A 19599-nucleotide genomic window follows, 5' to 3' on the forward strand; every position below is an offset into this window, starting at 1 on the left:
TCGGGGAACATCGACTGCCGCATTGCAGCAGCACCGACAGGAATCACCCGTCGTCTTGCTCGTCTGGACCGGCAATGGGAGCGAGGTTTCTTCGCGACTTCAGGGATTTGCGGGAATGTCGATGGTGCTGCCAGAGAGGATTGAACTCTCGACCTCTCCCTTACCAAGGTAATGCTCACGAGGTAAGAACGGTTATGCGCAGGCTGTATTCGGCTATATAAATCATCATCTTGCGGTGGATGCGCGCCTCGTAGTGGGGTAGTGGAGGATAGCACGAGAATTTTTTGCCGTGCTGCCCATGTGCTGCCCGGAGCCCCTGATGAAGACACGCCTAACCGACGGTTTCGCCGCCAGGACCGAACTCGAGCCGGGCAAGTCCGACCTGATCGTATGGGACGCCGACGTGACCGGATTCGGCCTTCGGGTTCGCCCGCAAGGGAAGAGCTGGATCCTCGCCTTCCGACCGGCCGGCGTCGGGCGCAGCGCTAACACGAAGCGCCTGAAGCTCGCAACGGTCGCCGCCATGAAGTGCGCCGAGGCGCGCAGCCTTGCCCGCGTCATGCTCGGCCGTATCGCCAGCGGCATGGACCCGGCCGTCGAGCGGAGAGAGGCGAAGCGGAAGGAAAGCTCCCGGGTCGGCGATCTGTTGACGCGCTACGACGCGGACCTGAAGCGCCGCGGCTACGTGAACCGGTCGGTCGTCGTGGCAGGGCTGAAGAAACGCCTGGGGCCGTTCCTGACGCATGACATCGCGAGCGTGACGGCCGTCGACCTCGTCGAAGTGATCGAGGGCCTGGAGAAGCAAGGCTCCGCCGGCGCGGCTGCTGACTTTCGGTCCCGTTGCAGCGCCTTCCTGTCCTGGTGCGCGGCGAAGGCCCGCGTGATCGATAGAAACCCGCTGGTCGGGTATCGCAGACCCCGGGACACCCGGGCCGACCGCATCGGCAGGGCTCAGCATGGTCGCGCGCTGTCCGATGACGAGCTTGCCGCGGTGTGGAAGGCAGCCGACACGAGCAAGCCGATCGGGCGCCTGCTCCGCTTCCTGATCCTGACCGGCTGCCGGCGCGGCGAGGCCGCCGGACTCACCTGGGGCATGATCGACGCCGCCGACCGCAGCATCCGCCTGCCCGCGATGTTCGTGAAGCAGGGCCGAGACCATCTCGTGCCCTACGGCGACGCCCTGCAGGAAGTTCTCGACCTCTGCCCGAGGATCGCCGGGTCGGACGTCGTCTTCGCGTCGGCGCGCACGGGCGGCCCGATGCAGGGATGGTCGAAGATGTTTCCGGCCGTCTGCAAGGCTGCGAAGGTCGATTTCCATCTGCACGATCTGCGCCGCACCGTGCGGACAGGCATGTCTCGGCTTGGCGTCGAGACGGAAGTCGCCGAGTTGGCCTTGGGCCACGCCCGCGGCGACCTGGAGGCGATCTATAATCGCGACGACGCGAAGGACCGGCTCCGAAGCGCGTTCACGCGATGGGAAGCCCACGTCAAGGAGAACGTCCTGCAGGCCAGCCCGGCCCGGTGAGGCGCGGCCGGCCCGGCGTTTCGGCTGGCGCCCGCCCTTCGAGATCAGCACCGCGAACGCCTGCGAGAATTTTCTTCGCGCCCTCCGTCTCGCAAGACCTGACCGCGTCTTTGTTGCGGGACAACAGCTTAGATACGTATAACATTTGCCGTCCATATGTATAACACTTGAAGAGCGTACCATGACGGACGCAGACTAACCCTTTTTTACTTGGCTCCAGCACCCGCCGAGGCGTATAAGGGGCTCCGCCCCGGGGAAACCCGCTCGCAACACTGGAGACATGCCGTGCCGACATCGGAGATTCCGAACATCAACGAACTGCCGGATCATGCGTACATGACCCGCAAGCAGGTCGCGCTCGCGACCAACTTCACGCAGCAGTCGCTGAAGATGTGGGCCAGCGAAGGCCGCGGCCCGAAGTTCAGGAAGATCGAAGGCCGCCTTCGCTACCAGGTCTCCGACGTGCGGGCGTGGATCCAGAGGTCGCAGTCCTAACATGGCCGAAGCCGGGCACTACTCGGTCTTCTACTGGAAGCCGCATCCGTCGTCGCATCTGGCGTTCCTCGTCGAGGCTATGAGCATTCTCGACAGGGAGCCGGATGTCCCGATCTGGTCGCCGCCGATCGTGGTGCCAAGGGGCACGCCGCCAGAGGTCGCGCAGCCGATCGAGCGCGCAAATCGGAACTTTCTGGCGCCCATCGATCGCGTCTTGCGGGACGACGTCCGCCGCGAACTCGAAGGCGTGGGAGCCGATACCGACAGCCCCGCCGCGGCGGCGTACATCGGCCAGCGGGTGGCGGAACGGCGACAGTTGTGGCGCCTCGTCGATCAGGCGAGCCAAGCAAGCCCAGCGAAGCCGTTCTCCTGGGAGCCCGCCAGCGTCGCCATCGCCAACGTGACACGGGGCCTGCCGACGGATGGCAAGCGGCGGTCGGAACGCGGGCTCAGAGTGGCGACGATTGAGAAGCTGAACGAGGGCATCCCGGAGAAGGACAAAGGGCACCGTCTTCGTCCGCACCATGTCCTTCGAGCCACGGCCCGCTACACGAACGACAGCGTGAAGTTCGGAAACCGGATGCTGCGGCTGTTTCAGGACCGGGACGAAGCGCTGAAGCTCACAGCAACCGCGCTCCTGTGGGCTCATTTCGCCGTGGTGCTTTCCCTTTCGCGGATCGAGCGCGAGGCGAAGTCGAGGCCGGAGTACCGCAACAAGTCCGGCGCGTCCCTCGCCCACGCCATCGAACGCACCCACGGCATGGCTGCGTGCCTGGAGCGCGCTGTCGCCCGCATTGACCGGGCGAAGTCGGCTTGAACCATTTTCACGGCTCCGGACGCGCTGTCTTCGTACAAATCGACGTGACAGATTCCAAACCTTCGCGCGAGGAACCGATGAAGCCTGAAACGATGACGACCTACATCACCGCAGCCGACGCAGCGGAACGCGCCGACGTCTCGGCCGCTACGATTTACGATTGGTGCGCCGCTGGCATTATCGACAGTTGGCGCGACGGGAGGCGAGTGCTGGTCAACGAGATCGGCCTGCAGAACCATCTGATCCGGCGCGCCAGGGCGCGCCGGCCGAGGCCCCGCCTGTTCCTGATCGTGAACAACACCTGACAAAAAGAAAGCCGGCGACTGCGCAAACAGTGCCGGCCAGAGGTATTACAAATGCACCCTGCTGATAGCACGGCTCCGGCGCCAATACAACCGGCTATTCTCGACAGCGCACCCTCTTCCCACTTCGGCCCGAACGAAATCGCCGCTGGCGCAGAGGCCGCGGTTTCCTTTCTGCAGAGCTTGGATGCGACCGGGAGGCACAATCTCGTCGCCATCGATCCTTACGATCCGAGCGGAAGCGTGGAGGGCCGGACGTTCGAGCCCGGCGAATTCAATGCGATGCGCAACTGGATCCGCGCCCGCAGCGGGCGCAAGAACCTCTACTTCACGGCGAATGAGCCCTGCGGCGGGCTCGAGAAGCCCCACCGGAAGCTTAAGAAAGACGACATCGCCGCGATCCGGTGCGTCTATGCGGACGTCGACCCCGACAAGACGAAGCCTTTCCACGAAGAGCGCCAGCGCCTATCCGATCTGGTCGAGTTCTTGCAAAGCCATCCGGCCCCGCCAACCTGGACCGTCGACAGCGGAGGCGGCGTCCAGTTTCTCTGGAGGGTGGACAAGCAGCCCGCGGCCGAAGCGGGCGAGCGCGCCGAAGCGCAGGGCCGGGGGCTTCGGAAGCTGCTCGGCGGCGACGCCATCCAGAACGTCGACCGACTGTTCCGCCTGCCGGGCACGCTCAACATCCCGGACGCCAAGAAGCGCGCGGCGGGCCGGTCGGAGCGGCCGGCGGCGCTGCTGCGCCACGTCGACCACCGATACGCTCTCGACGAGCTGGCGGCCCTGATCCCGCCGCAGGACGGCGGGGGCCTCACCGATCAGGACCAGCAGATTGCCCTTGTTCGCGCGGCCTACGACGAGATCGACATGGGGCCGGTGGAAGAAGGCCGGTCGCTCACCGAACTGCCTTGGGATGTCCAGCGCAAGTTGAGGAGCGCGATGTCGGCGGACGCCAGGCTGGCCGCGTTGTGGGAAGGCGACGCCGCCGCACTCTCGGGCACTGACACGACAGATTCCGCGTGGCTGGCGAACCTCGCGGCGCGGCTCGGCGGCTCTACGGTCGAGACCTTCGACGTGACGGAGTTCGGCACCCTCGCTGCCGCATGGCCCAAGATGGCCGACAACGACAAGCACCTGTCGCAACGCGCACTATCGCGCGCATGGGGCAACGTGGCTGCTCCCATGATCGAGAGACGTCGGCAGGACGAGGAAGCACGGCAGGGGATCATCGAGCGCTTCTTCGAGCCGATGCTGGGCGCTGCCGCAACGGCCGAGGGGCCGAGGGGGCCGAAGGGTTCCCGAGGGCTTCGGATCGTGACCTCGCTTATCGAGCCGGCCTCTATCCCCGTGCGCGAGTACCTGATCGAGCCGAGGCTGCCGCTTGGCGACGTGTGCCAGTGCGTCGGCGAGCCGGGCGTCAGCAAGTCCACGCTCGCCCTGCGAGACGCCCTCGCCATCGCGACAGGAAGCGAGCGGATACTGCGCGGAGAGACAGGCGCGAGCCCCGAGCGGCTGCACCGCGCCGGCCCGGTTCTCATTTACAACGCCGAGGACCGGCTTGCGGAGATGGAGCGGAGGCTTGCGGCCGCGCAGCGGTACTTCGGTGTCGCCACCCTGCCCCACCCTATCTATCTCCTTTCCGGCGTCGATGCCGAGCCGCTGACGATCATGCAGCGTAAGTCGTCGGGCGCCCCGCTCCTGCGCGCGCCTGGCGCCGACCGGCTCGAATCACTCATCGTACAGAGCGGGGCGATTCACGTCTCGCTCGACCCGCAGATCAGCCTCTATTCCGGCGGCGTCGAGAACTCGAACGACGACATGAACGCGCTTCTCCAGGAACTCGCCAACCTCGCGGCGCGTCACGGCGTCTCCATCGGCGTCGTCCACCACACCGGGAAGGCCGGCAGGGACAATCACGGCGACATGGCGGCGGGCCGAGGCGGCTTTGCGGCCGTCGGCAAAGTTCGGTCGGCCTACACGCTCTGCCGCGTGACCGGCCGCGCCGAGGACGAGAAGGATTGGGCAGTCGGCGACGACGAGGATCTTGTGCGCATCGACTTCGCGAAGGTCTCCCATGGACGCAAGCCGAAGACGCCGATCGTGCTCCGGCGCTTCAACGTCTCCGTCGGCAACGGGCAGGGAATGCCGGCCGTTGCCGCTGAAGCGCTCTTCCGGGACAGCCCGCTCGAACGTCTTCGAGCCGAGGGCGATTACGCGCCTGTCCTGGACGTGGTCGACGTCGCCGCTCGTGCCGCCAGCAGCAAGGCGGCAAGCGGCAAGGAGGACGCGAGGAAGCAGCAGATCGCGCGCATCGTCGTGGAGGCCGTCGGCGAGGAGCCCCGGTTCAGTCTGACGGGCTATATCGACCTCGTCGGCGAGATGCTTCGGAAGGCCGGCTTGACGAAGGCCACGACCAAGCGCGCGTTGATGGCGGAAGTGAGCGAAGCCCTCAGAGGGGACGGCGTCGTCGGGAAGATCAACGGACAAGACGTCCGCGTCCGGACCTACAAGGAGAACCCTGATCGGGCGAATTCCGCTTGGACGGGCATCATCGAGCCGGCCGGGACGGTTGGAACGGTCGAGGCGGCGACGGTTGGAAGCGGTTGGAAATCGGTTGGAAGTTCCAACGAAAAAAGTGAAGCGGAGCAATCACTTAGCGTGTTCGGCTAGGGGATTGGAAGCGTTGGAAATGGAAAAGCGCTTCCAACTAAGGAAAAAACCCAATGATTTCAACGTTGGAAGTGTTGGAAGTGTTGGAACCCCTACGGGGTCTCTGCTCGGCTTCCAAGCCGCAGCGCCCCAAGGGCGTAGGCTGCCCGTTGGATGAGAACTGGCAAGTGGGAGATTACCTCTTGAGTCCGAATATGGGAGAGCGCCGGTGAAGAAGCGCGGGAAGCGCGGTCCGCTGACCGCGAAACAAATCGCCTGGTACTCGTCTCCGCGGCTGAAGGAGATCGGGCGCCAGGGCGTCGCCAAGATCAACGCCGAGGCGCACCTGCGCCCGCGCTGCGGAGCGCGGCGTCGGTCGGACGGCGAGCCCTGCCTGAACCATCCGATGCAGAATGGCCGCTGCCGCTTCCACGGCGGCGCTACGCCGAGCGGCGACGACTGGCACCGCACAAGGTGGCCTGATGGGAAGTCCCCGGTCGCCGAGAAGAAGCTCCATTCGAAGCTGAAGACGCTGGACATCCGGCGGCGTGACCGGGAGAAGCGTGTTGCCTCGATGACGCCGGAGGAACGCGCGCGGCATGAGAAGCGGCGGAGCGAGCTGAAGCCCGGCAGGGTTGGCGAGCGTCAGATGCGCAGGAAGTTGAAGGCCGACGCGGCCTATCTGGCGTCTCTTGGCGATCGGCCGGAACGGCTCCCCTCGCCCGAGGCTCTGCGGCTTCAGAAAGAGATCGCCGAACTCGACGCCGCGGCGGCGCGGCTACGTGCGGAGATTGCAGCGGCGAGGACTGAAACAGACATGGGAGTTTTTGGGTGATGGTTGACCTCGACTATCTGGACGACCTCGACGGCGAGGATCTAACGCTCGAAATTGTCAGGCTTGCGAAGACCGAAGGCGCGAAGGTCGCGCTCCGATCGGCGATGGAGCTTTGCGCTGACAAGAAGGCGCCGGCGCAGGCCCGCGCAAGCGCGCAGAGGGCCGTCTTGCAGCTCGCCGGCCTCCTGGACCGGCGCGACCGTGGCAGCGACCTTCCGCGCGACCTGCACGAGATGAACGGCGAGGAGCTTCGCGAGGAGCTGGCTCGACTGAGCGAGCGCACCCGGGCGGTGCGGGCCAGACACAAGCGTAGACCTGACGACGTCTTCGATTGACAGGCGTATTGGCCCGCTGCAGCCCGGCAGAGGGCGACGGCGCTGGCCGGCGGCTTAGGCGGGCGTGAAGCTGCCGTCCTGCTTCAGCGCCTCGCCGACGCCCGTCTGTATGACCCGGGCGCGGTGCCGGAGCATCAGCATCGATCGCGGCATCCGTTCCAGCGCGGCGGCGAACGCCGCCTGCGCGACGAGCGCGTTCCGGCCGAAGGCGACAACGCCGATGTCGTCATGGGTGTGGGGGTCGATCTCGTACACGACGAAACCGAGATCGTAGAACGGGTTCTGCAAGACGACTCTCCTTCGGCTGGGGCCGACGCCCTTGGAGAATTTATTCCTAGATCGGAGAGCATGGCAACCAGTACTCACATCGGGCGAGTGCCAGCTCCGTGGAAATTCGGCAATATGCTTCAGATCGCTATCCATCTCCGACAGCGGAGCCGCAGTCGGCAAGCTCGTGCCGCGCTCCGGTCCACGGACCACGGCCGAAGCTTCTTCACGTTGCGACGAGTCGCTGCAAAATGCCCTCAGCTCGACGCGACCGTCAGCGGATGCTTTCCACAGCTATCCACAGTTGTCCACAGCCGCCCCCTGAAAACCCTCTTGATACTATGTCCATTAGCTGATAAAGCGCAGGTCTGCCCATAAGTCATTGAATATTTGAGCTTTTTTCTGCCGTCGTCGATTCGACGCCCGTCTTGGCGACGGGGAAAACGGGGATAACCCTTGACGAACCCGCATGGGCGCGTGATTATGGAAACGTAAGCCGGTGGAAATCGGTGAAGCAAACGAGCCCCGCCGAAGCGGGGCTCGAGTCTTACAGCAACCGTCCGGGTTTGGACGCAACCGCGCTGGAACGCGGCCACCGTCTGCAGTGCGAGCACACGTGCTCAAACTGCCCCCGGCGGAATCGCCAGTAGTCGATAACCGACACTGGCCGGTGAATGGAGCATTGAACCCTCATGGGAACAATCCTTTCATCCGCAGCATCCTGGGGTGCCTAATTCCCCCTCCAGCACATCATCGCGCCGAAGCTAACGCCTCCCGTCATTGTATGGTGTGACGGACATGCGCCGAGGAGGCGGCTGATTCCAGAATGCCGTCCACTTGGATAAGCGTGCAGTGCCCTTGCGGCAAGTCTCGTTCACGGTTTTCCCCACTCTGTTACGATCGGTGCGCAGCGGAGGTCACGCCGCAGGCCAGACGATGGCCGCGATCACTAGTGCCGCTCCCATTCCGGCGAAAAACGGCAGGAGGGCGTTTGGCGCAAAGAAGCCGCCCTTGGTTTCAAACGGCATCGAGGGTCTCCGGCTTTGGCACGACCGTCAGCAGATCGTCGGCGAGCGGACGCTGCAGCGCCTTCGCTTCCTCCCACGGTTCCGACAGCCATGTCTCGATCTCGCCGGCCGTGGTCAGGATCACCGGCATAGCCTTCGGATGCACCGGCGCCACCACGGCATTCGGCGTCGTCGTCAGGAATCCGAACAGCTCGAAGTCGCCGGGTCCGTCCTTCACCTTCCGGACGCCGTGCCAGCGCGTCCAGATCCCGGCAAAGAAGAACAGCGGCCGGCTCTCGTCGATCGCGAACCAGACGTTCGGCGTGCGGCCGTTCTCGTCCTTTGCGGGGCTCGGCTCGGCGAAGGACGTTGCGGCCACCACGCACCGGCTCGATACGCCGAGCCACCGCCTCCAGTGCGGCGAGCCAACGTTGCGGATGTTCGTCACGCCGCGGTCGGCACCCTTCACGTAGGCCGGCGGCGACGGCATTCCCCACTGCAGCATCGCCAGCTCGCGCTCGCCGTCCTCGCCGACGCGCACCACGGGCGCCGGGTAGTTCGGATAGATGCTGCCCGGCGCCAGGTTGCCGGCCGCGCTGCGCATCGCTCGCGTGAAGTCGAGGATCGCCTGCGGTCCCTTGGAGATGTTGTAGAGGTTGCACATGGAAGCATCCTGTTCCGATCTCGGTGGCCGATCGATCGCCAGGAAGAGAAGGCCGCGGCCGGCGTCGAGCCGTCGCGCGAGCTATTTGGAGCGCGGACGAGGATGGTGGAGTGGTGACTAAGCCGGACTCCCCGGCGCTAGGCCGGGGTATAGTTCACTTAGCCGACCTTGCGTGCCGGCAGATCGCTGACAATCTCGCTGTGAAGATCGCGAAGCGCCTTGATCATCTCGATAGGCTTTGAGTTGATCAGCAGCAGATAGGCACGCATGGCCTGAACCGGGCGCGAGCGGCCCTGTTCCCACTGCTTCAACTGGTCAAAGCCGAAGCCAAACGTCGAGGCGAAATCCTTTTGCGAGAGACCGGTCTTTGTCCGAATGGCTTTGACGTCAATCTCTGCGGGCACATGAAGCTTGTAGGGCTCGGCCTCGCCGCGTGCGACGGCTAGCGCTTCCTGCAGGCCCTCCGCGATCTGATCGAATACCTTCTTGCTCATGCTCTTTCTCCACCTGCGGTTAGCGGTTGGACGCGCCTTACATATTCTTCCACTATGGCCTCGGTCAGCTTCTTCAGGCTGTTGCGCTCGGCCTTCGTGAGGTTGACCTTCTGGCTCTTCCCGAAGACTGTAATTAGGAAGACAGGAAGGTCAGTGCCTGTGAAGAACGTGATCGTGCGGACGCCTCCGCTCTTGCCTTTGTTATTGCCACGAATCGAAAACCTGACCTTCCGGCAACCGCCCGTTCCGACGATCTCTTCACCGTCATCCGGGTTGACTGCTATGTGGTCGACGAAGTCCTCGATGTCCTCATCGGACATCCCGGCTGCCTGCGCCGCCCTACGGAAAGCGTTCAGTTCCGATACTGTGTGCATGCCTTCATAAGTATGTAAACTACGCACCTTGTCAACTGGTAAACGGGCGAGGCGTTCCATCCAGCTCCCCGTGGTAGGGGATATAATCCCTGCGCTGGCGACGAGCTGCCGCGGTTCTGGCCAGCGTAGGCGGACGACGCCTTCCGCACTACCTCGCGCCCCGCCTCCATTCCCACGGCTCGACGTACCGCCCCTGCCACATGCCTGCGCCGACCCGTCGAGCTTCGGCCTGGTCCGCTGCATAGGCGCCTCGGCTGTACCGGGGCCAGTCGAGCGCGTGCCCGTTGCGCACCATCCACGCGGCCACGCTCGCCCCATCGGCGCGGTAGCAGTCGCCCACAAAGCGCCGGTAACGGTCGCGCTCGACGAACCTGCAGGAAATCGGTCTCGATTGGGCCAGGAAGGCGTCAAGGGCGTTCGCGGCGACCTGTCCGCACCGATACGCCCGACCGGCCTTGTCCTGGCAACGCTGGCCGCTCTCCGGCGCGTCGATGCCGTGGAGCCGGATCCGTTCGCCCGCAATCTCGATCGTGTCACCGTCGACCACGGACGCACGGCCGGTGACGGTCTGAGCGTGGGCGAAGGCGGTGGGAAGAGCCGACGCCAAGCAGATCAGAATTAGCCCCATGCAATTTCGCGTTTGCATTTTCTCGGTTCCACGCAGCTTCCGCGCCATAGATATTTTTCCTTGGAGGGGCATTCGGCGCTTCACATCTCTCGGCCATTCCTCCATTATTTAGAAAGCCAAAGGTGAGGTTCATGAGAGCGCGTTTTCATGCTACCCAACGTCACATTCTCCGCTTCGTTTTTGGGATCGCGATAGGCGTCCTGCCCGCTTGCACAAACGTGTCGCAGCAAATGGCCGACGTCGAGGACGCTCGCTTCCGGTCCTTCAACGGCCTGACTATGGCCGAATTTTCGGCCCAGACGGGGCTTTTCCCGACAGACTTCATGCCTACGGCTGGCGGACGCGTCTTTGTCGTTTCCGGTCCGCCGATCCAAGTCTTTCAGCCATCGGTTTACGGCGCGCCGGCCGTCGCGGTCGACGCGACATGCCGAATGATGGTCGAAACTACGCAGACCGGCGCATCTGGCGTTGCCGACGATTGGCAGATCGTCTCCATCTCGCGTTCTGGCGGTTGCGCCAATATCTGATTCACGCGGTTTCCTTCAGGCGCCGGGCCAACCGGCTGAGCGTCGAGCGTGAGCAGCCGGACGCGGCTTGGATTGAGCTCCACGGCTGCCCTTCCTTCAGCATCCGGATGATCGCGGCGTTCCGCTTCACGTTCTCCGGCCGACCGGAGTAGCGGCCGGCGGCTTTCGCCTTGCCGATCCCTTGCGCCTGGCGCCGGCGCCGGTCGTCGTAGTCCTTCCGGGCGACTGCAGCGAGCACGTCGAGCATCATCGCGTTCATGGCGTCAAAGATGCGTTCCGTGATATCGTCGGCGCCACTGGCGGAGAATTGGTGGCTGGTGGGAAGATCCAGCGCGACGACCTTCACGCGGCGTTCCGCGATCTGCGCTTTCAAGGTGCGCCAGTCGTCCGCCCGCAACCGGCTGAGCCGGTCGACTTGCTCGACGAGCAACACGTCGCCCGGCTGGCAATCGCGCAGGAGCCGGAATAGCTCCGGCCGGTCAAGCTTGGCGCCGGATTCGTTCTCGACGTACCAGGCTGCGATCGTGAGACCGCGGCCGGCCGCGAATTCCTCGAGTTGCTTTCGGGCGCGTTCCGCGTCCTGGTCGCGCGTAGAAGCGCGCATGTAGGCACGAACGAACATTTTCGGTCTCCCGGTTCGATTAGGGTAGTTCGGTTATATCCGGTTCGGTTAGGGTGTCAAACGGTACTTATGGAACCGGTCGGATCACCGGTTCCATTGAGGTACACCCAAATCGAACCGGCTAGGATCGGCCGCGTTTCGCCCCGCATCGACATCTTCAGGAATGAACGCGCCGCGCGCTCGCGGATAGCCTCATTCTCGGCGATTCTGGTCTCTTCGGGTGACGGCGGGTTCACCACCTGAGACGCGATAAAGGCTTCCAGGTCCGCAAGGCGGATCAGAATCGGGCGGCCGACGATGTGCGGCAGCAAGCCGCGCTTGCGGAACCTGGCGACCTTCGATTTGTGGCAGCGCAAGCGCTCGGCGACTTCGTCCTCGGTGAGCAGTACGGTTTCTTCCATCATGGACTCCCAAAATGCGAAACGCCCGGCTTGCGCCGGGCGTTCGCGTCGGTTGGACTGTTAGCGGGCGAGAAGCTGAACCGCCTTCACGCGGATGAGCGGATCTCTCGTCAGGCGCCACATCGTTGCGATCTCATCGGCCGCTTCGCACATGGCGGTTTTCTTGCCGTGGATGGCGTATCCGGTAAGAGCGTAGAACTCGAGCAGTTCGCCCGCCACTCGGTTGAACACCTGACGCTCAGGCGTGGTGACGTCCCGTTCGGCGATCAGTTCATTGACAAACCGGCTAGCGGCAGGGGCGGTATCAGAAGCTTCGATGTGCATTTGTAATTCCTCCTTTGGAGTTGTCATTGCACCCTCAAGCTATGACGAACTATGGATAGATGCAAGAACTTATTGTGTATCATGTTGATTTTGTTCATTATACAATACTCAAAGATACAACTTATACGAACGTTGCTTGTATTCTCCCCTGTCTATACTACGCTCGCGACAGTCGGCTGCACTAGCCCCGGTTGCCCCCTCATCCGCGGCCGACCCCCGCCCCGCCCCCTGCCGGCAGTCCCGGCCCCCCTCGCCCGCCGGCGGCCCCGCCCCATAGGAATTTACGGTCATCTGAAACTTTGACCCGCCGCTGCGATCGAGCCGTTGACCCGTCGTTGCGATCGATTTGCCGTCGCATCCGACCTGTCGCGCCCTATCCGTCGTCGCACTCGACGAGATCGCGACTTCACGAGGCCCGAGACGACGTCCATCGGGCGCGTGCGCCCGGGGCGCGGCGCAGGATTTGGACCATTTCTGTCGGGAAAGGAGGCGTTGAATCGTACGCCTCGCAGGCCGATTCTGCACGGCATGATGACGCCGGTCGCAAAATGGCAGATGGCCCCTTCGCCCGATTGGGCGCCCATGGTATATGGGAACATCCCGTCAACCTGCGGATCCCGGGAAGCCGCATCGCCGCTCCGTTTCGGAGCCCGTCACTGGCCCACTTCGCGAACGCTACAGTTCGTCAAGCCAACCGTGAACGCGATGCCGAGCCGCGAACCCCGCCAGACATCCGGAAACAGCCCGCTTCAGCGGTACGCCAGGCGCTCGCGTCGGTATGCCGCGAGATCGACGATCTTCGCCATTTCGGCGCCCGGCACCGTAGCCGCCGGAGCGCATGACGACGCCCGCACGTCGATCAGCAGCGCTTGGGCGCGCCGTATCCGGTCGGGGTCCGCTCCGCGGCGCTCATCGGCAGCAATCACCCGCGACAACGCATCTGCGTATGGCGCGGCCAGTTCTCGCGGAAGGCGCATCGGCTGTCTCCTGGTCGTCGGCCAGAGATTACACGAAGTGGGCAGCCACCGCCATTCCGGTTCCCACGACCTCTATGGACGGAGAGCGGCATGACCACGATCGACGACTGGAAGCGGTGGTCCTGGCATCCGGCAGCGGTACAGCCGGATACGGCTGCGACGCTCATCGGCACCAAGGCCGACGCCCTGTTGAGGCGCGCCCTCACCGGGCAGATAGGCGAGGATGATCGCGACTACCTGCTGGAGCGGGTCGCGGAGGACCACGTTGACGCCCTTCGCTTCTTCCCGCCGGAGGTCGATCGGGAGATCATCGCCGACGGATTCGCCGGTCTCGCGACGCTGGTTTGCTTTTGGGCGAGGCCGCGTGCGGAGCGGGCGAACGCGAAGGACCGTATCGCCGACGCTCGCGCTGACGCCCGCATCTTCTGCAACGCTGCTTGGACGGCCGATCTTCGCCGCCAGAAGGCCGAGCGCCGCGCGTGCGGCGAAGCGGAGCCCGTGTTCTTCGAAATCGCGAGGAAGGCAGCATGACGCCCCACAGCGAAGCCTCCAGCGACGACGCAGCCGTCCAGGCCGACCGCCACCTGCGCGCAGCCGCCACGATCCTGCGCGCGCCGCAGGTTCGCACCGTGTATCTGACGGAAATCGCCGACGCGATCGAGCATCTGTGCCGCGCCGCGCTTGCCACGCCGGGCTTCCCCAACCTGGACGACCGGTTCCGCAACGCGTTCCGCGAGCTTCTCGCCGGCATGGCGGACGACCTCCTCGATCGCGTCGGCCACAAGATATCGTGGCCAGCGATATCGCTTGGTATGTCAGCCGCTTCGGGGCTGCTTGCCGATCGCGATACCACCCTGAATTGGGATCGCAACTTGCACGCACGGCGCTTCGCGGCGGAACTGCGTGCCCTCGCCTACCGGCAGGAGATCAACGCGCGGGGCGACCCGCTCCTGCGGTCGTTCATGATCCGCGACGCCGTAGCAGCCATGCCGCAGCCGGACCGGCATCTCCACTAAGGAAACCGCTATGTGCGACCCGTTGACCATCACTTCTATCGCGCTGACCGCGGGCTCCGTCGTCAGCAACCAGATCGCGGCCAGCAAGCAGCAGGCCGCGCGCGACGACGCGCTGCGCGCCGAGCGCATTCGCCAGCGCGGCTTCGACCAGCAGGCGAGCGCGCTGAACGCCGAGGCGCAGCAGAGCTACGACACGTTCGGCGCCGATCAGGAGCAACGCGCCAGCGAACTCGGCCAGATGTTCACGGAGCAGCGCGCGTCGTCGGCCGGGCAGAACGCGGCGGCCTCCCAGGAGATGGCGTCGGTCGCACCGACGTCCTCGAATCTGGTCATGCGCGAGGAAGCGAACCAGCGCGGCAAGGCGCGCGACTTCTCCAATGCGCAGGGCATGGCGCTCGGGAACCTGCGGGCCTTCGGCGACGTGGCCGGCGACAAGGCGCGCAAGCAGGCCCGGACGGCCGGGCAGATCGCGCAGATCGGCGACTTCAAGCGCGGTTCCGCCGGCGCGCTTCCGCTGGAACTTGACGCAGCGTCGCGTCAGGGCGGCGGCTTCCAACTGCTCGGCGACCTCTTCGGCGTCGGAGCGGCCGGAACGGCGGCCTACGGCGCCAAGGTCAAGGCCGGCAAGCAGGCCGCCGAGCAAGCCGCGATCGACGAATTCATGGGGCCTTTCCGGTACCCATCGCTGTACGGCTTCAAGCCGGCAGATCCCAACGACCCCAGCAAGATTTATCGGTGATCCCGTGACAGGCATCCGCTCGAACCGTTTTTTCAACGATGCTGGCTTCGCACAGGCCGCGTCGAACCTCGTCGAGATGTTCCGTCCTCCCACGGGCGCGGAAGCCTCGGCATGGGCTGACGCCAATGCGAAGCGGGAAGAGGCTTCGCGGCTGGCGAAATACTTCGACCTTTCCCTGAACCCCGAAACGGATTGGGAAATGCTCGACCGCGCGGGCATTGGCGCCGGCCGCTTCAATCCGAGCCAGTCGCTCGAAGCAGTGGACCGGAACAACGCCACGCAGCGGTACGGCTACGACAATCAGGCCACGACGTCGCGCGCGAACAACGCGGCCGACAACGCGCGCATGCTGCAGACGAACCAGCTCGACAACAACCGCAGCCTGCTCGGGACGCTGTTCCAGCCCCTCAATCCGGGCCAGGTCCGGCCGGAACTGCCGTCCAGCCTCGCGGCGCAGTACGGCATGCCCGACGTCACGGTGCCCGGCGTGGCCGGCGCTCCGAAGCCGCTCTCCGAGACGGAGATGAAGGCCGGCGTACAGCAGCGGCTGATCGACAGCGGCGAGATCAGCAACCAGATGCTCGTGGACGCCATCGTCGGCGAACGGGCTCCCGTGGAAGTGGCCGGCCCCGACGGTCCGCGGTACATGACGCCCGGAGCCGCCGTGCGCACCGGCGCGCAGCCCTACGATCGCCCTTCCGCGGAGCGCGTCGACAACTTCCTGGCGGTCGGCGAAGACGGGCGGGAAGTCCGCTTCCCCGGCTACGTCGGCCCCGATGGCAGGATCCGCGACAGCAACACCGGAAACCCCGTTCCGAACGTCATCCGGCGCGAGGGCACCGGCGGCGGCATGTCCTTCGAAGTCGATGGGCAGGGCGGCGTTCGCTTCTCCACGGGCGGCGACCAGACGGTATCCCGCCAGACCGACCTTCAGAGCCAGGAAGCGGAGTCGGCGCGCGCGTCGAGCGAGTTGACGGCGCTGTTCGACAACCTCCGTTCCGACGATCTCGGCGTGGCCGGCAACGTCAACGACCTGCTGACGAACTACGCGGCGCAGATTTACCCGGACCTCGCGCGCACGGACGTTGCGGCCGCGAGAAACCAGATGAAGGCGACGACGCTCGGACTCGCCCGCGCCCTCGTCTCCGACGATCGCCTCTCCGACGCGGACAGGCGCGCTGCGAACGCCGTCATGGTCTCCGACGGCCTCGGCGAGAGCCTTCCGGGCGCGCGAGCCAAGCTGGCTTCGCTGATCGCCCTGAATGCCTACCGCCAGAAGTTCGCCGGGTCGATCCGGACAGGCGCCGGGCCGCTGCCGCCGCTGGACCGTGCGATGCTCGGCCGTCTGGTCGACGAGGGCGCCATCTCTCCGCGCGTCGCTCAGACCTACGCAACGGATGTTCTCTCGCGTGTCCCGCACTCGCCCAACGGGGTGATTCCGGGCGTGGACATGCCCGCTCAGGCCCCGCGGTCGACGGCGCCGGCCGTCGCGCCGCAGCGGCTTCGCTTCGACGCCAACGGAAACCAGGTGCAGTGATGGAAGCAGAGCTTTTCGACGGGACCATCCTCGAGTTTCCCGAAGGCACCGCGCCGGAGGTCATCGCGCGCGTGGCGAAGCAGCAGACGGCGCTCCGCCAAGGTGCGCAGGGCGCGGCGTCTGCGGCCGACAATACGCCTGCGTGGGACAGGCGCGACGCGCGCGGCGTTCCTGGAGGCCAGCCGATGCCTCGCGCGGACGCCTCGCCCGCCCCGACGTTCGGCGACCGGGCGATGCAGACGTCAGCCGGTGTGCTCGGCTCTCCGATCGACATGATGAGCGAAATCCTCGCCGCCGTCGGCGCTCCGACGAGCGAGACGCCATTCATGGGCTCGCGCTTCATCGAGGGCACGATGCAGCAGATGAGCGGCAGGCGGGAAGCGGAGCAGATCGCCGCCTCCTCGCCTGGCGTCGCCCTGGACGGCGGGGCTCCGATCGGGGAGCGCGTCTATTCGAGCTTCCTGAACACGCCCGAAGCGCAGAGGCTCTATCTCACGAAGCGGTACGGCCAGGAGGGCCAGGGCTGGTATCGCATGGCAGACCGTTTCGGGAACCCGACCGACCGCATCGTGACGCGGGCCGAGGACGGTACGGAACGCCTCTTCAACCCGCCCGGCATCGACCTCGGCGACATCGCGGGCATGGCCGGCGGCGTGCCGGACGTGGTCGGCGCAGTCGGCGGCGCTGCGGCGTCCGTACCGGCCTATGCTGCCGGTCCTGCGGCCGGGATCCCGGCGTCCGCTGCCCTCTCGGCCACCGGCGCGCAGTTGGTGGGCGAGAGCGTCGGCCGGATGTTCCCCGAGAACCGGGCGGCCGAGCCGAGCATCGTTAGCGACGTGCTGCCGCGCGCCGGCGGCGAACTGACGACGGATGCGATCATCGGCCTGATCACCGGCGGCGGCATGCATGCCGGAACCGCGCTGCTCAGCAAGGCCCGGGCGCCGTTTGCGGCCAGTGCGTCCGACCCGATGGCAGTGGAGTACCGCGCCGCGGCCGATCGGCTGCAGCGCCAGGGCTACGACATCGCGCCGCTTCCTTCCGAAGGAGGAGCGGGCGGGTTCATCCCGCGCGTCGAGGGCCTGCTGGAGAAGCTGCCGGGCTCGTCGGAGAAGATGCGTCAGTACCGCGAAAGCGGGGACCGCGCCGTCGACCAGTACCAGCGCGACCTCACGGGCGGCGTCGACCCGAACGCAGCAGGCCGTGAGGCCGTCGCGGAGCTTGGCACGCAGCGCCAGAATCTCGTCATCGACCGCGAACAGGCACTCGGCCGCGCCGATGACATGATCGACGGCAACGAACGCGCTCTGACTGCCCGCCAGGGGCCTGAGATGAGCGCGGAAGCTGCCGGCAGGCGGACCCGTTCCGGCCTGGACCGCTCGCGGGAGCAGTTCCGAAGCGAAGCGAAGCGGCTCTATGACATCGCCCGCGCCGCGCCGGGCGGGATGGACCCGATCGTCGACATGACGCAGGTTCGCGATCAGGTGAAGCGGATTCGGGACGCGCTGCCGCCGAGCAAGGACGGCGGCGCCAGCTCGAAATTCGCCCCTCCGGGACTGTCCCGGTTCCTGACCGGCGTGGACGAGATCGCGCCGCAGATCACGATCGACCAGGCGCGCCAGATGCGCACCCTCGTAAGCGACGCGATCGAGGACAAGGGTCTTCTTCCCGGCGTTCCGGAGCGCTACCTGGAACAGCTCCGGCAGTCCTTGTCGCGGGCGATCGATGGGAGCGTGGCAACCGCCGGATCGCCGGAACTCCGCTCCGCGCTCCGTGACGCGAACACCTACTATGCGAAGAACATCGATCGCTTCTCCCGAAAGGGTGTGGTCGAGCTTTACCGCGATCCGACGAATCTCGGCTACGTCGAGGACAATCGCATCGTGGAACGCATGCTCTCGGGCCGCGGCAATCCCGGCGTCATCCGCGAGACGCGAGACCTGATGGGCGCGCAGAGCCCCGAGTGGGCGAGCACGCGCCGGAACGCCGTCGAACAAATCCTCGGCACCGGCCGGAGCGAAACGCTCTACGGTCGCCGGCTGGTCAACGCAAACGGGCTGGTTTCCGAGTTGAACCGGCTCGACGACGAGACGGTGCGGGAACTGTTCGGCGTGAAGGACGCGACGCAGCTTCGCAATCTCGCTGCCGACGTGTCGAACCGGTCGAAGTACCTCGATGCGGACGCGCTTTCGGCCCAGGGCACGCCGAACATCCTCGGGCAGTTGCGCGCCGCTGCCGCGGCCGACGATCAGATCGCCCGTGAGTACCGCACCGGCGTCATCGCGCCGTTCCTGCGCGGCGAGAGCGGCGCCGCTGCGAGGATGAAGGCCGAAGAGCTTGTCCCGTGGCTGTATCGCCGCGCCTCGCCGGACGAGGCCCGCATGGTGCTCGGCAAGATGCCGCCCGATGTCCGGGCCAACGTCGAGCGAGGCATCGTTGCCGACATCGTCGAAAGCTCCATCACGAAGGGCCGATCCGGGCTCGACGCCGTGCGCCGGCTCGTGAGCACCGAAGCGAACCCCGCCGACGCGGAGGGCATCGCGGAAATCCTCGGAGCCGGCGGCGACAGCGTCTCCCGCCAGCAGGCGGAACGGGTCAACGCGCTCCTTTCGCCCGACACCCGCCAGGCCCTTCGCGATCTGGCGGTCATCACAGCGCGGCGGCAGGAGCGGGACGCCACGACCTCGGCGATCGGCGGGCTCGCAGCGGGCGCGGCGATCACGGGCATCCTTTCCCGCCCGGCCAGTGCCATCCAAGCAGCCGCCATCTCTCGCGGCCTGGCGCAGCTCGTCACGAATCCCGGCTTCCGCCAGTGGATGACGAACACGAAGCGGATCAGCCTCGACCCCGTGACGGAATCGCAGGCGATCGGCTTCGCGCCGGCTTGGGCGGACGTGCTGACCGGCGCTCTTGCCGAAGACGACGACGTTCAGGCCGCCATGGACTGGATCGGGGAAGGCGTCTCGCAGGTCGACGAGATCGGGCAGCGCACCGTCAGGCCGCCGTCCGGCGCGGAGACGTGGGAAGACTACTTCCGCACCATGGAAGCCCGCTGACGTTCGTCGGC

General features: G+C 65.8%; 22 protein-coding genes. 13 read left to right on the forward strand and 9 right to left on the reverse strand.

All coding sequences use genetic code 11. From position 1 onward, the window contains the following. The first annotated feature begins 403 nt into the window (after nt 1-403). The 7 genes from IAI54_RS11475 (at nt 404) to IAI54_RS11505 (ending at nt 6958) form a co-directional block, all read left to right on the forward strand. Nucleotides 404-1525, forward strand: coding sequence for a tyrosine-type recombinase/integrase (locus tag IAI54_RS11475; protein ID WP_187972464.1), 1122 nt, complete (start codon nt 404-406; stop codon nt 1523-1525). Between the two features lie 285 nt (nt 1526-1810). After that, on the forward strand, nt 1811-2020 hold the full coding sequence (locus tag IAI54_RS11480) for a helix-turn-helix transcriptional regulator (protein ID WP_187972465.1): 210 nt from the start codon (nt 1811-1813) through the stop codon (nt 2018-2020). A gap of 1 nt (nt 2021) precedes the next feature. After that, complete coding sequence (locus IAI54_RS11485) at nt 2022-2837, forward strand: hypothetical protein (protein WP_187972466.1); 816 nt, start codon at nt 2022-2024, stop codon at nt 2835-2837. After that, nucleotides 2834-3142, forward strand: a complete 309-nt coding sequence (locus IAI54_RS11490) for a helix-turn-helix domain-containing protein (RefSeq protein WP_187972467.1) — start codon at nt 2834-2836, stop codon at nt 3140-3142. Before IAI54_RS11485 ends, IAI54_RS11490 begins: the two co-directional genes overlap by 4 nt. Nucleotides 3143-3193: 51 nt before the next feature. Then, nucleotides 3194-5809 carry an AAA family ATPase gene (locus tag IAI54_RS11495; protein WP_187972468.1) on the forward strand — a complete coding sequence of 872 codons (2616 nt, stop codon included), beginning with the start codon at nt 3194-3196 and terminating at the stop codon, nt 5807-5809. A gap of 208 nt (nt 5810-6017) precedes the next feature. Further along, nucleotides 6018-6623 carry an HGGxSTG domain-containing protein gene (locus IAI54_RS11500; protein ID WP_187972469.1) on the forward strand — a complete coding sequence of 202 codons (606 nt, stop codon included), beginning with the start codon at nt 6018-6020 and terminating at the stop codon, nt 6621-6623. Beyond that, nucleotides 6623-6958, forward strand: a complete 336-nt coding sequence (locus IAI54_RS11505) for a hypothetical protein (RefSeq protein ID WP_187972470.1) — start codon at nt 6623-6625, stop codon at nt 6956-6958. Before IAI54_RS11500 ends, IAI54_RS11505 begins: the two co-directional genes overlap by 1 nt. Nucleotides 6959-7012: 54 nt before the next feature. Here IAI54_RS11505 and IAI54_RS11510 read toward each other — a convergent pair whose 3' ends face one another. The 5 genes from IAI54_RS11510 to IAI54_RS11530 form a co-directional block, all read right to left on the reverse strand. After that, nucleotides 7013-7246: a hypothetical protein gene (locus IAI54_RS11510; protein WP_187972471.1), complete on the reverse strand. Its 234-nt coding sequence runs from the start codon at nt 7244-7246 to the stop codon at nt 7013-7015. Nucleotides 7247-8242: 996 nt separating this feature from the next. Next, nucleotides 8243-8896, reverse strand: coding sequence for an SOS response-associated peptidase (locus IAI54_RS11515; protein ID WP_187972472.1), 654 nt, complete (start codon nt 8894-8896; stop codon nt 8243-8245). A gap of 158 nt (nt 8897-9054) precedes the next feature. Then, nucleotides 9055-9390, reverse strand: coding sequence for a helix-turn-helix domain-containing protein (locus IAI54_RS11520; RefSeq protein WP_187972473.1), 336 nt, complete (start codon nt 9388-9390; stop codon nt 9055-9057). Then, a complete protein-coding gene (locus tag IAI54_RS11525) occupies nt 9387-9824 on the reverse strand; it encodes a type II toxin-antitoxin system RelE/ParE family toxin (RefSeq protein ID WP_235679336.1) in 438 nt (145 codons plus the stop codon). The genes IAI54_RS11520 and IAI54_RS11525 overlap by 4 nt, the downstream gene beginning before the upstream one ends. Nucleotides 9825-9912: 88 nt before the next feature. Continuing rightward, on the reverse strand, nt 9913-10410 hold the full coding sequence (locus tag IAI54_RS11530) for a thermonuclease family protein (protein ID WP_420838303.1): 498 nt from the start codon (nt 10408-10410) through the stop codon (nt 9913-9915). Between the two features lie 212 nt (nt 10411-10622). Between IAI54_RS11530 and IAI54_RS11535 the strand changes: the two genes are divergently transcribed. After that, nucleotides 10623-10919 carry a hypothetical protein gene (locus IAI54_RS11535; protein ID WP_187972474.1) on the forward strand — a complete coding sequence of 99 codons (297 nt, stop codon included), beginning with the start codon at nt 10623-10625 and terminating at the stop codon, nt 10917-10919. Between the two features lies 1 nt (nt 10920). Here IAI54_RS11535 and IAI54_RS11540 read toward each other — a convergent pair whose 3' ends face one another. The 4 genes from IAI54_RS11540 to IAI54_RS11555 all read right to left on the reverse strand — a co-directional run bounded on the left by IAI54_RS11540 (nt 10921) and on the right by IAI54_RS11555 (nt 13243). Further along, nucleotides 10921-11541 (reverse strand): recombinase family protein, encoded by a 621-nt coding sequence (locus IAI54_RS11540; RefSeq protein WP_187972475.1) that lies wholly within the window; start codon nt 11539-11541, stop codon nt 10921-10923. Between the two features lie 56 nt (nt 11542-11597). Next, nucleotides 11598-11945 (reverse strand): helix-turn-helix domain-containing protein, encoded by a 348-nt coding sequence (locus IAI54_RS11545; protein ID WP_187972476.1) that lies wholly within the window; start codon nt 11943-11945, stop codon nt 11598-11600. 57 nt (nt 11946-12002) lie between these two features. Then, nucleotides 12003-12266, reverse strand: coding sequence for a hypothetical protein (locus IAI54_RS11550; RefSeq protein WP_187972477.1), 264 nt, complete (start codon nt 12264-12266; stop codon nt 12003-12005). A gap of 749 nt (nt 12267-13015) precedes the next feature. Next, on the reverse strand, nt 13016-13243 hold the full coding sequence (locus IAI54_RS11555) for a hypothetical protein (RefSeq protein WP_187972478.1): 228 nt from the start codon (nt 13241-13243) through the stop codon (nt 13016-13018). 90 nt (nt 13244-13333) lie between these two features. On the opposite strand from IAI54_RS11555, the gene IAI54_RS11560 reads away from it, so the two are divergent. Genes IAI54_RS11560 through IAI54_RS11580 form a run of 5 tightly spaced genes read left to right on the forward strand, consistent with a single transcriptional unit; the run spans nt 13334 to nt 19588 of the window. Next, on the forward strand, nt 13334-13774 hold the full coding sequence (locus IAI54_RS11560) for a hypothetical protein (protein ID WP_187972479.1): 441 nt from the start codon (nt 13334-13336) through the stop codon (nt 13772-13774). After that, nucleotides 13771-14259 carry a hypothetical protein gene (locus IAI54_RS11565; protein WP_187972480.1) on the forward strand — a complete coding sequence of 163 codons (489 nt, stop codon included), beginning with the start codon at nt 13771-13773 and terminating at the stop codon, nt 14257-14259. Before IAI54_RS11560 ends, IAI54_RS11565 begins: the two co-directional genes overlap by 4 nt. A 10-nt stretch (nt 14260-14269) precedes the next feature. Then, nucleotides 14270-14998 carry a hypothetical protein gene (locus IAI54_RS11570; RefSeq protein WP_187972481.1) on the forward strand — a complete coding sequence of 243 codons (729 nt, stop codon included), beginning with the start codon at nt 14270-14272 and terminating at the stop codon, nt 14996-14998. A 4-nt stretch (nt 14999-15002) separates the two neighbouring features. Then, on the forward strand, nt 15003-16535 hold the full coding sequence (locus IAI54_RS11575) for a hypothetical protein (protein ID WP_187972482.1): 1533 nt from the start codon (nt 15003-15005) through the stop codon (nt 16533-16535). Then, a complete protein-coding gene (locus tag IAI54_RS11580; RefSeq protein ID WP_187972483.1) occupies nt 16535-19588 on the forward strand; it encodes a hypothetical protein in 3054 nt (1017 codons plus the stop codon). The genes IAI54_RS11575 and IAI54_RS11580 overlap by 1 nt, the downstream gene beginning before the upstream one ends. Nucleotides 19589-19599: the final 11 nt, after the last annotated feature.

The organism is Aquibium microcysteis, assembly GCF_014495845.1.
GTDB classification, from domain to species: Bacteria; Pseudomonadota; Alphaproteobacteria; order Rhizobiales; family Rhizobiaceae; genus Aquibium; species Aquibium microcysteis.

What these genes read in the sequence shown, in the direction of transcription:
- IAI54_RS11565 (WP_187972480.1), top strand. Translation starts at nt 13,771, where the DNA reads ATGACGCCCCACAGCGAAGCCTCCAGCGACGACGCAGCCGTCCAGGCC.
- IAI54_RS11550 (WP_187972477.1), bottom strand. Translation starts at nt 12,266, where the DNA reads ATGCACATCGAAGCTTCTGATACCGCCCCTGCCGCTAGCCGGTTTGTC.
- IAI54_RS11560 (WP_187972479.1), top strand. Translation starts at nt 13,334, where the DNA reads ATGACCACGATCGACGACTGGAAGCGGTGGTCCTGGCATCCGGCAGCG.
- IAI54_RS11520 (WP_187972473.1), bottom strand. Translation starts at nt 9,390, where the DNA reads ATGAGCAAGAAGGTATTCGATCAGATCGCGGAGGGCCTGCAGGAAGCG.
- IAI54_RS11535 (WP_187972474.1), top strand. Translation starts at nt 10,623, where the DNA reads ATGGCCGACGTCGAGGACGCTCGCTTCCGGTCCTTCAACGGCCTGACT.
- IAI54_RS11580 (WP_187972483.1), top strand. Translation starts at nt 16,535, where the DNA reads ATGGAAGCAGAGCTTTTCGACGGGACCATCCTCGAGTTTCCCGAAGGC.
- IAI54_RS11505 (WP_187972470.1), top strand. Translation starts at nt 6,623, where the DNA reads ATGGTTGACCTCGACTATCTGGACGACCTCGACGGCGAGGATCTAACG.
- IAI54_RS11515 (WP_187972472.1), bottom strand. Translation starts at nt 8,896, where the DNA reads ATGTGCAACCTCTACAACATCTCCAAGGGACCGCAGGCGATCCTCGAC.
- IAI54_RS11530 (WP_420838303.1), bottom strand. Translation starts at nt 10,410, where the DNA reads ATGCAAACGCGAAATTGCATGGGGCTAATTCTGATCTGCTTGGCGTCG.
- IAI54_RS11555 (WP_187972478.1), bottom strand. Translation starts at nt 13,243, where the DNA reads ATGCGCCTTCCGCGAGAACTGGCCGCGCCATACGCAGATGCGTTGTCG.
- IAI54_RS11540 (WP_187972475.1), bottom strand. Translation starts at nt 11,541, where the DNA reads ATGTTCGTTCGTGCCTACATGCGCGCTTCTACGCGCGACCAGGACGCG.
- IAI54_RS11525 (WP_235679336.1), bottom strand. Translation starts at nt 9,824, where the DNA reads ATGGAACGCCTCGCCCGTTTACCAGTTGACAAGGTGCGTAGTTTACAT.
- IAI54_RS11495 (WP_187972468.1), top strand. Translation starts at nt 3,194, where the DNA reads ATGCACCCTGCTGATAGCACGGCTCCGGCGCCAATACAACCGGCTATT.
- IAI54_RS11485 (WP_187972466.1), top strand. Translation starts at nt 2,022, where the DNA reads ATGGCCGAAGCCGGGCACTACTCGGTCTTCTACTGGAAGCCGCATCCG.
- IAI54_RS11545 (WP_187972476.1), bottom strand. Translation starts at nt 11,945, where the DNA reads ATGATGGAAGAAACCGTACTGCTCACCGAGGACGAAGTCGCCGAGCGC.
- IAI54_RS11570 (WP_187972481.1), top strand. Translation starts at nt 14,270, where the DNA reads ATGTGCGACCCGTTGACCATCACTTCTATCGCGCTGACCGCGGGCTCC.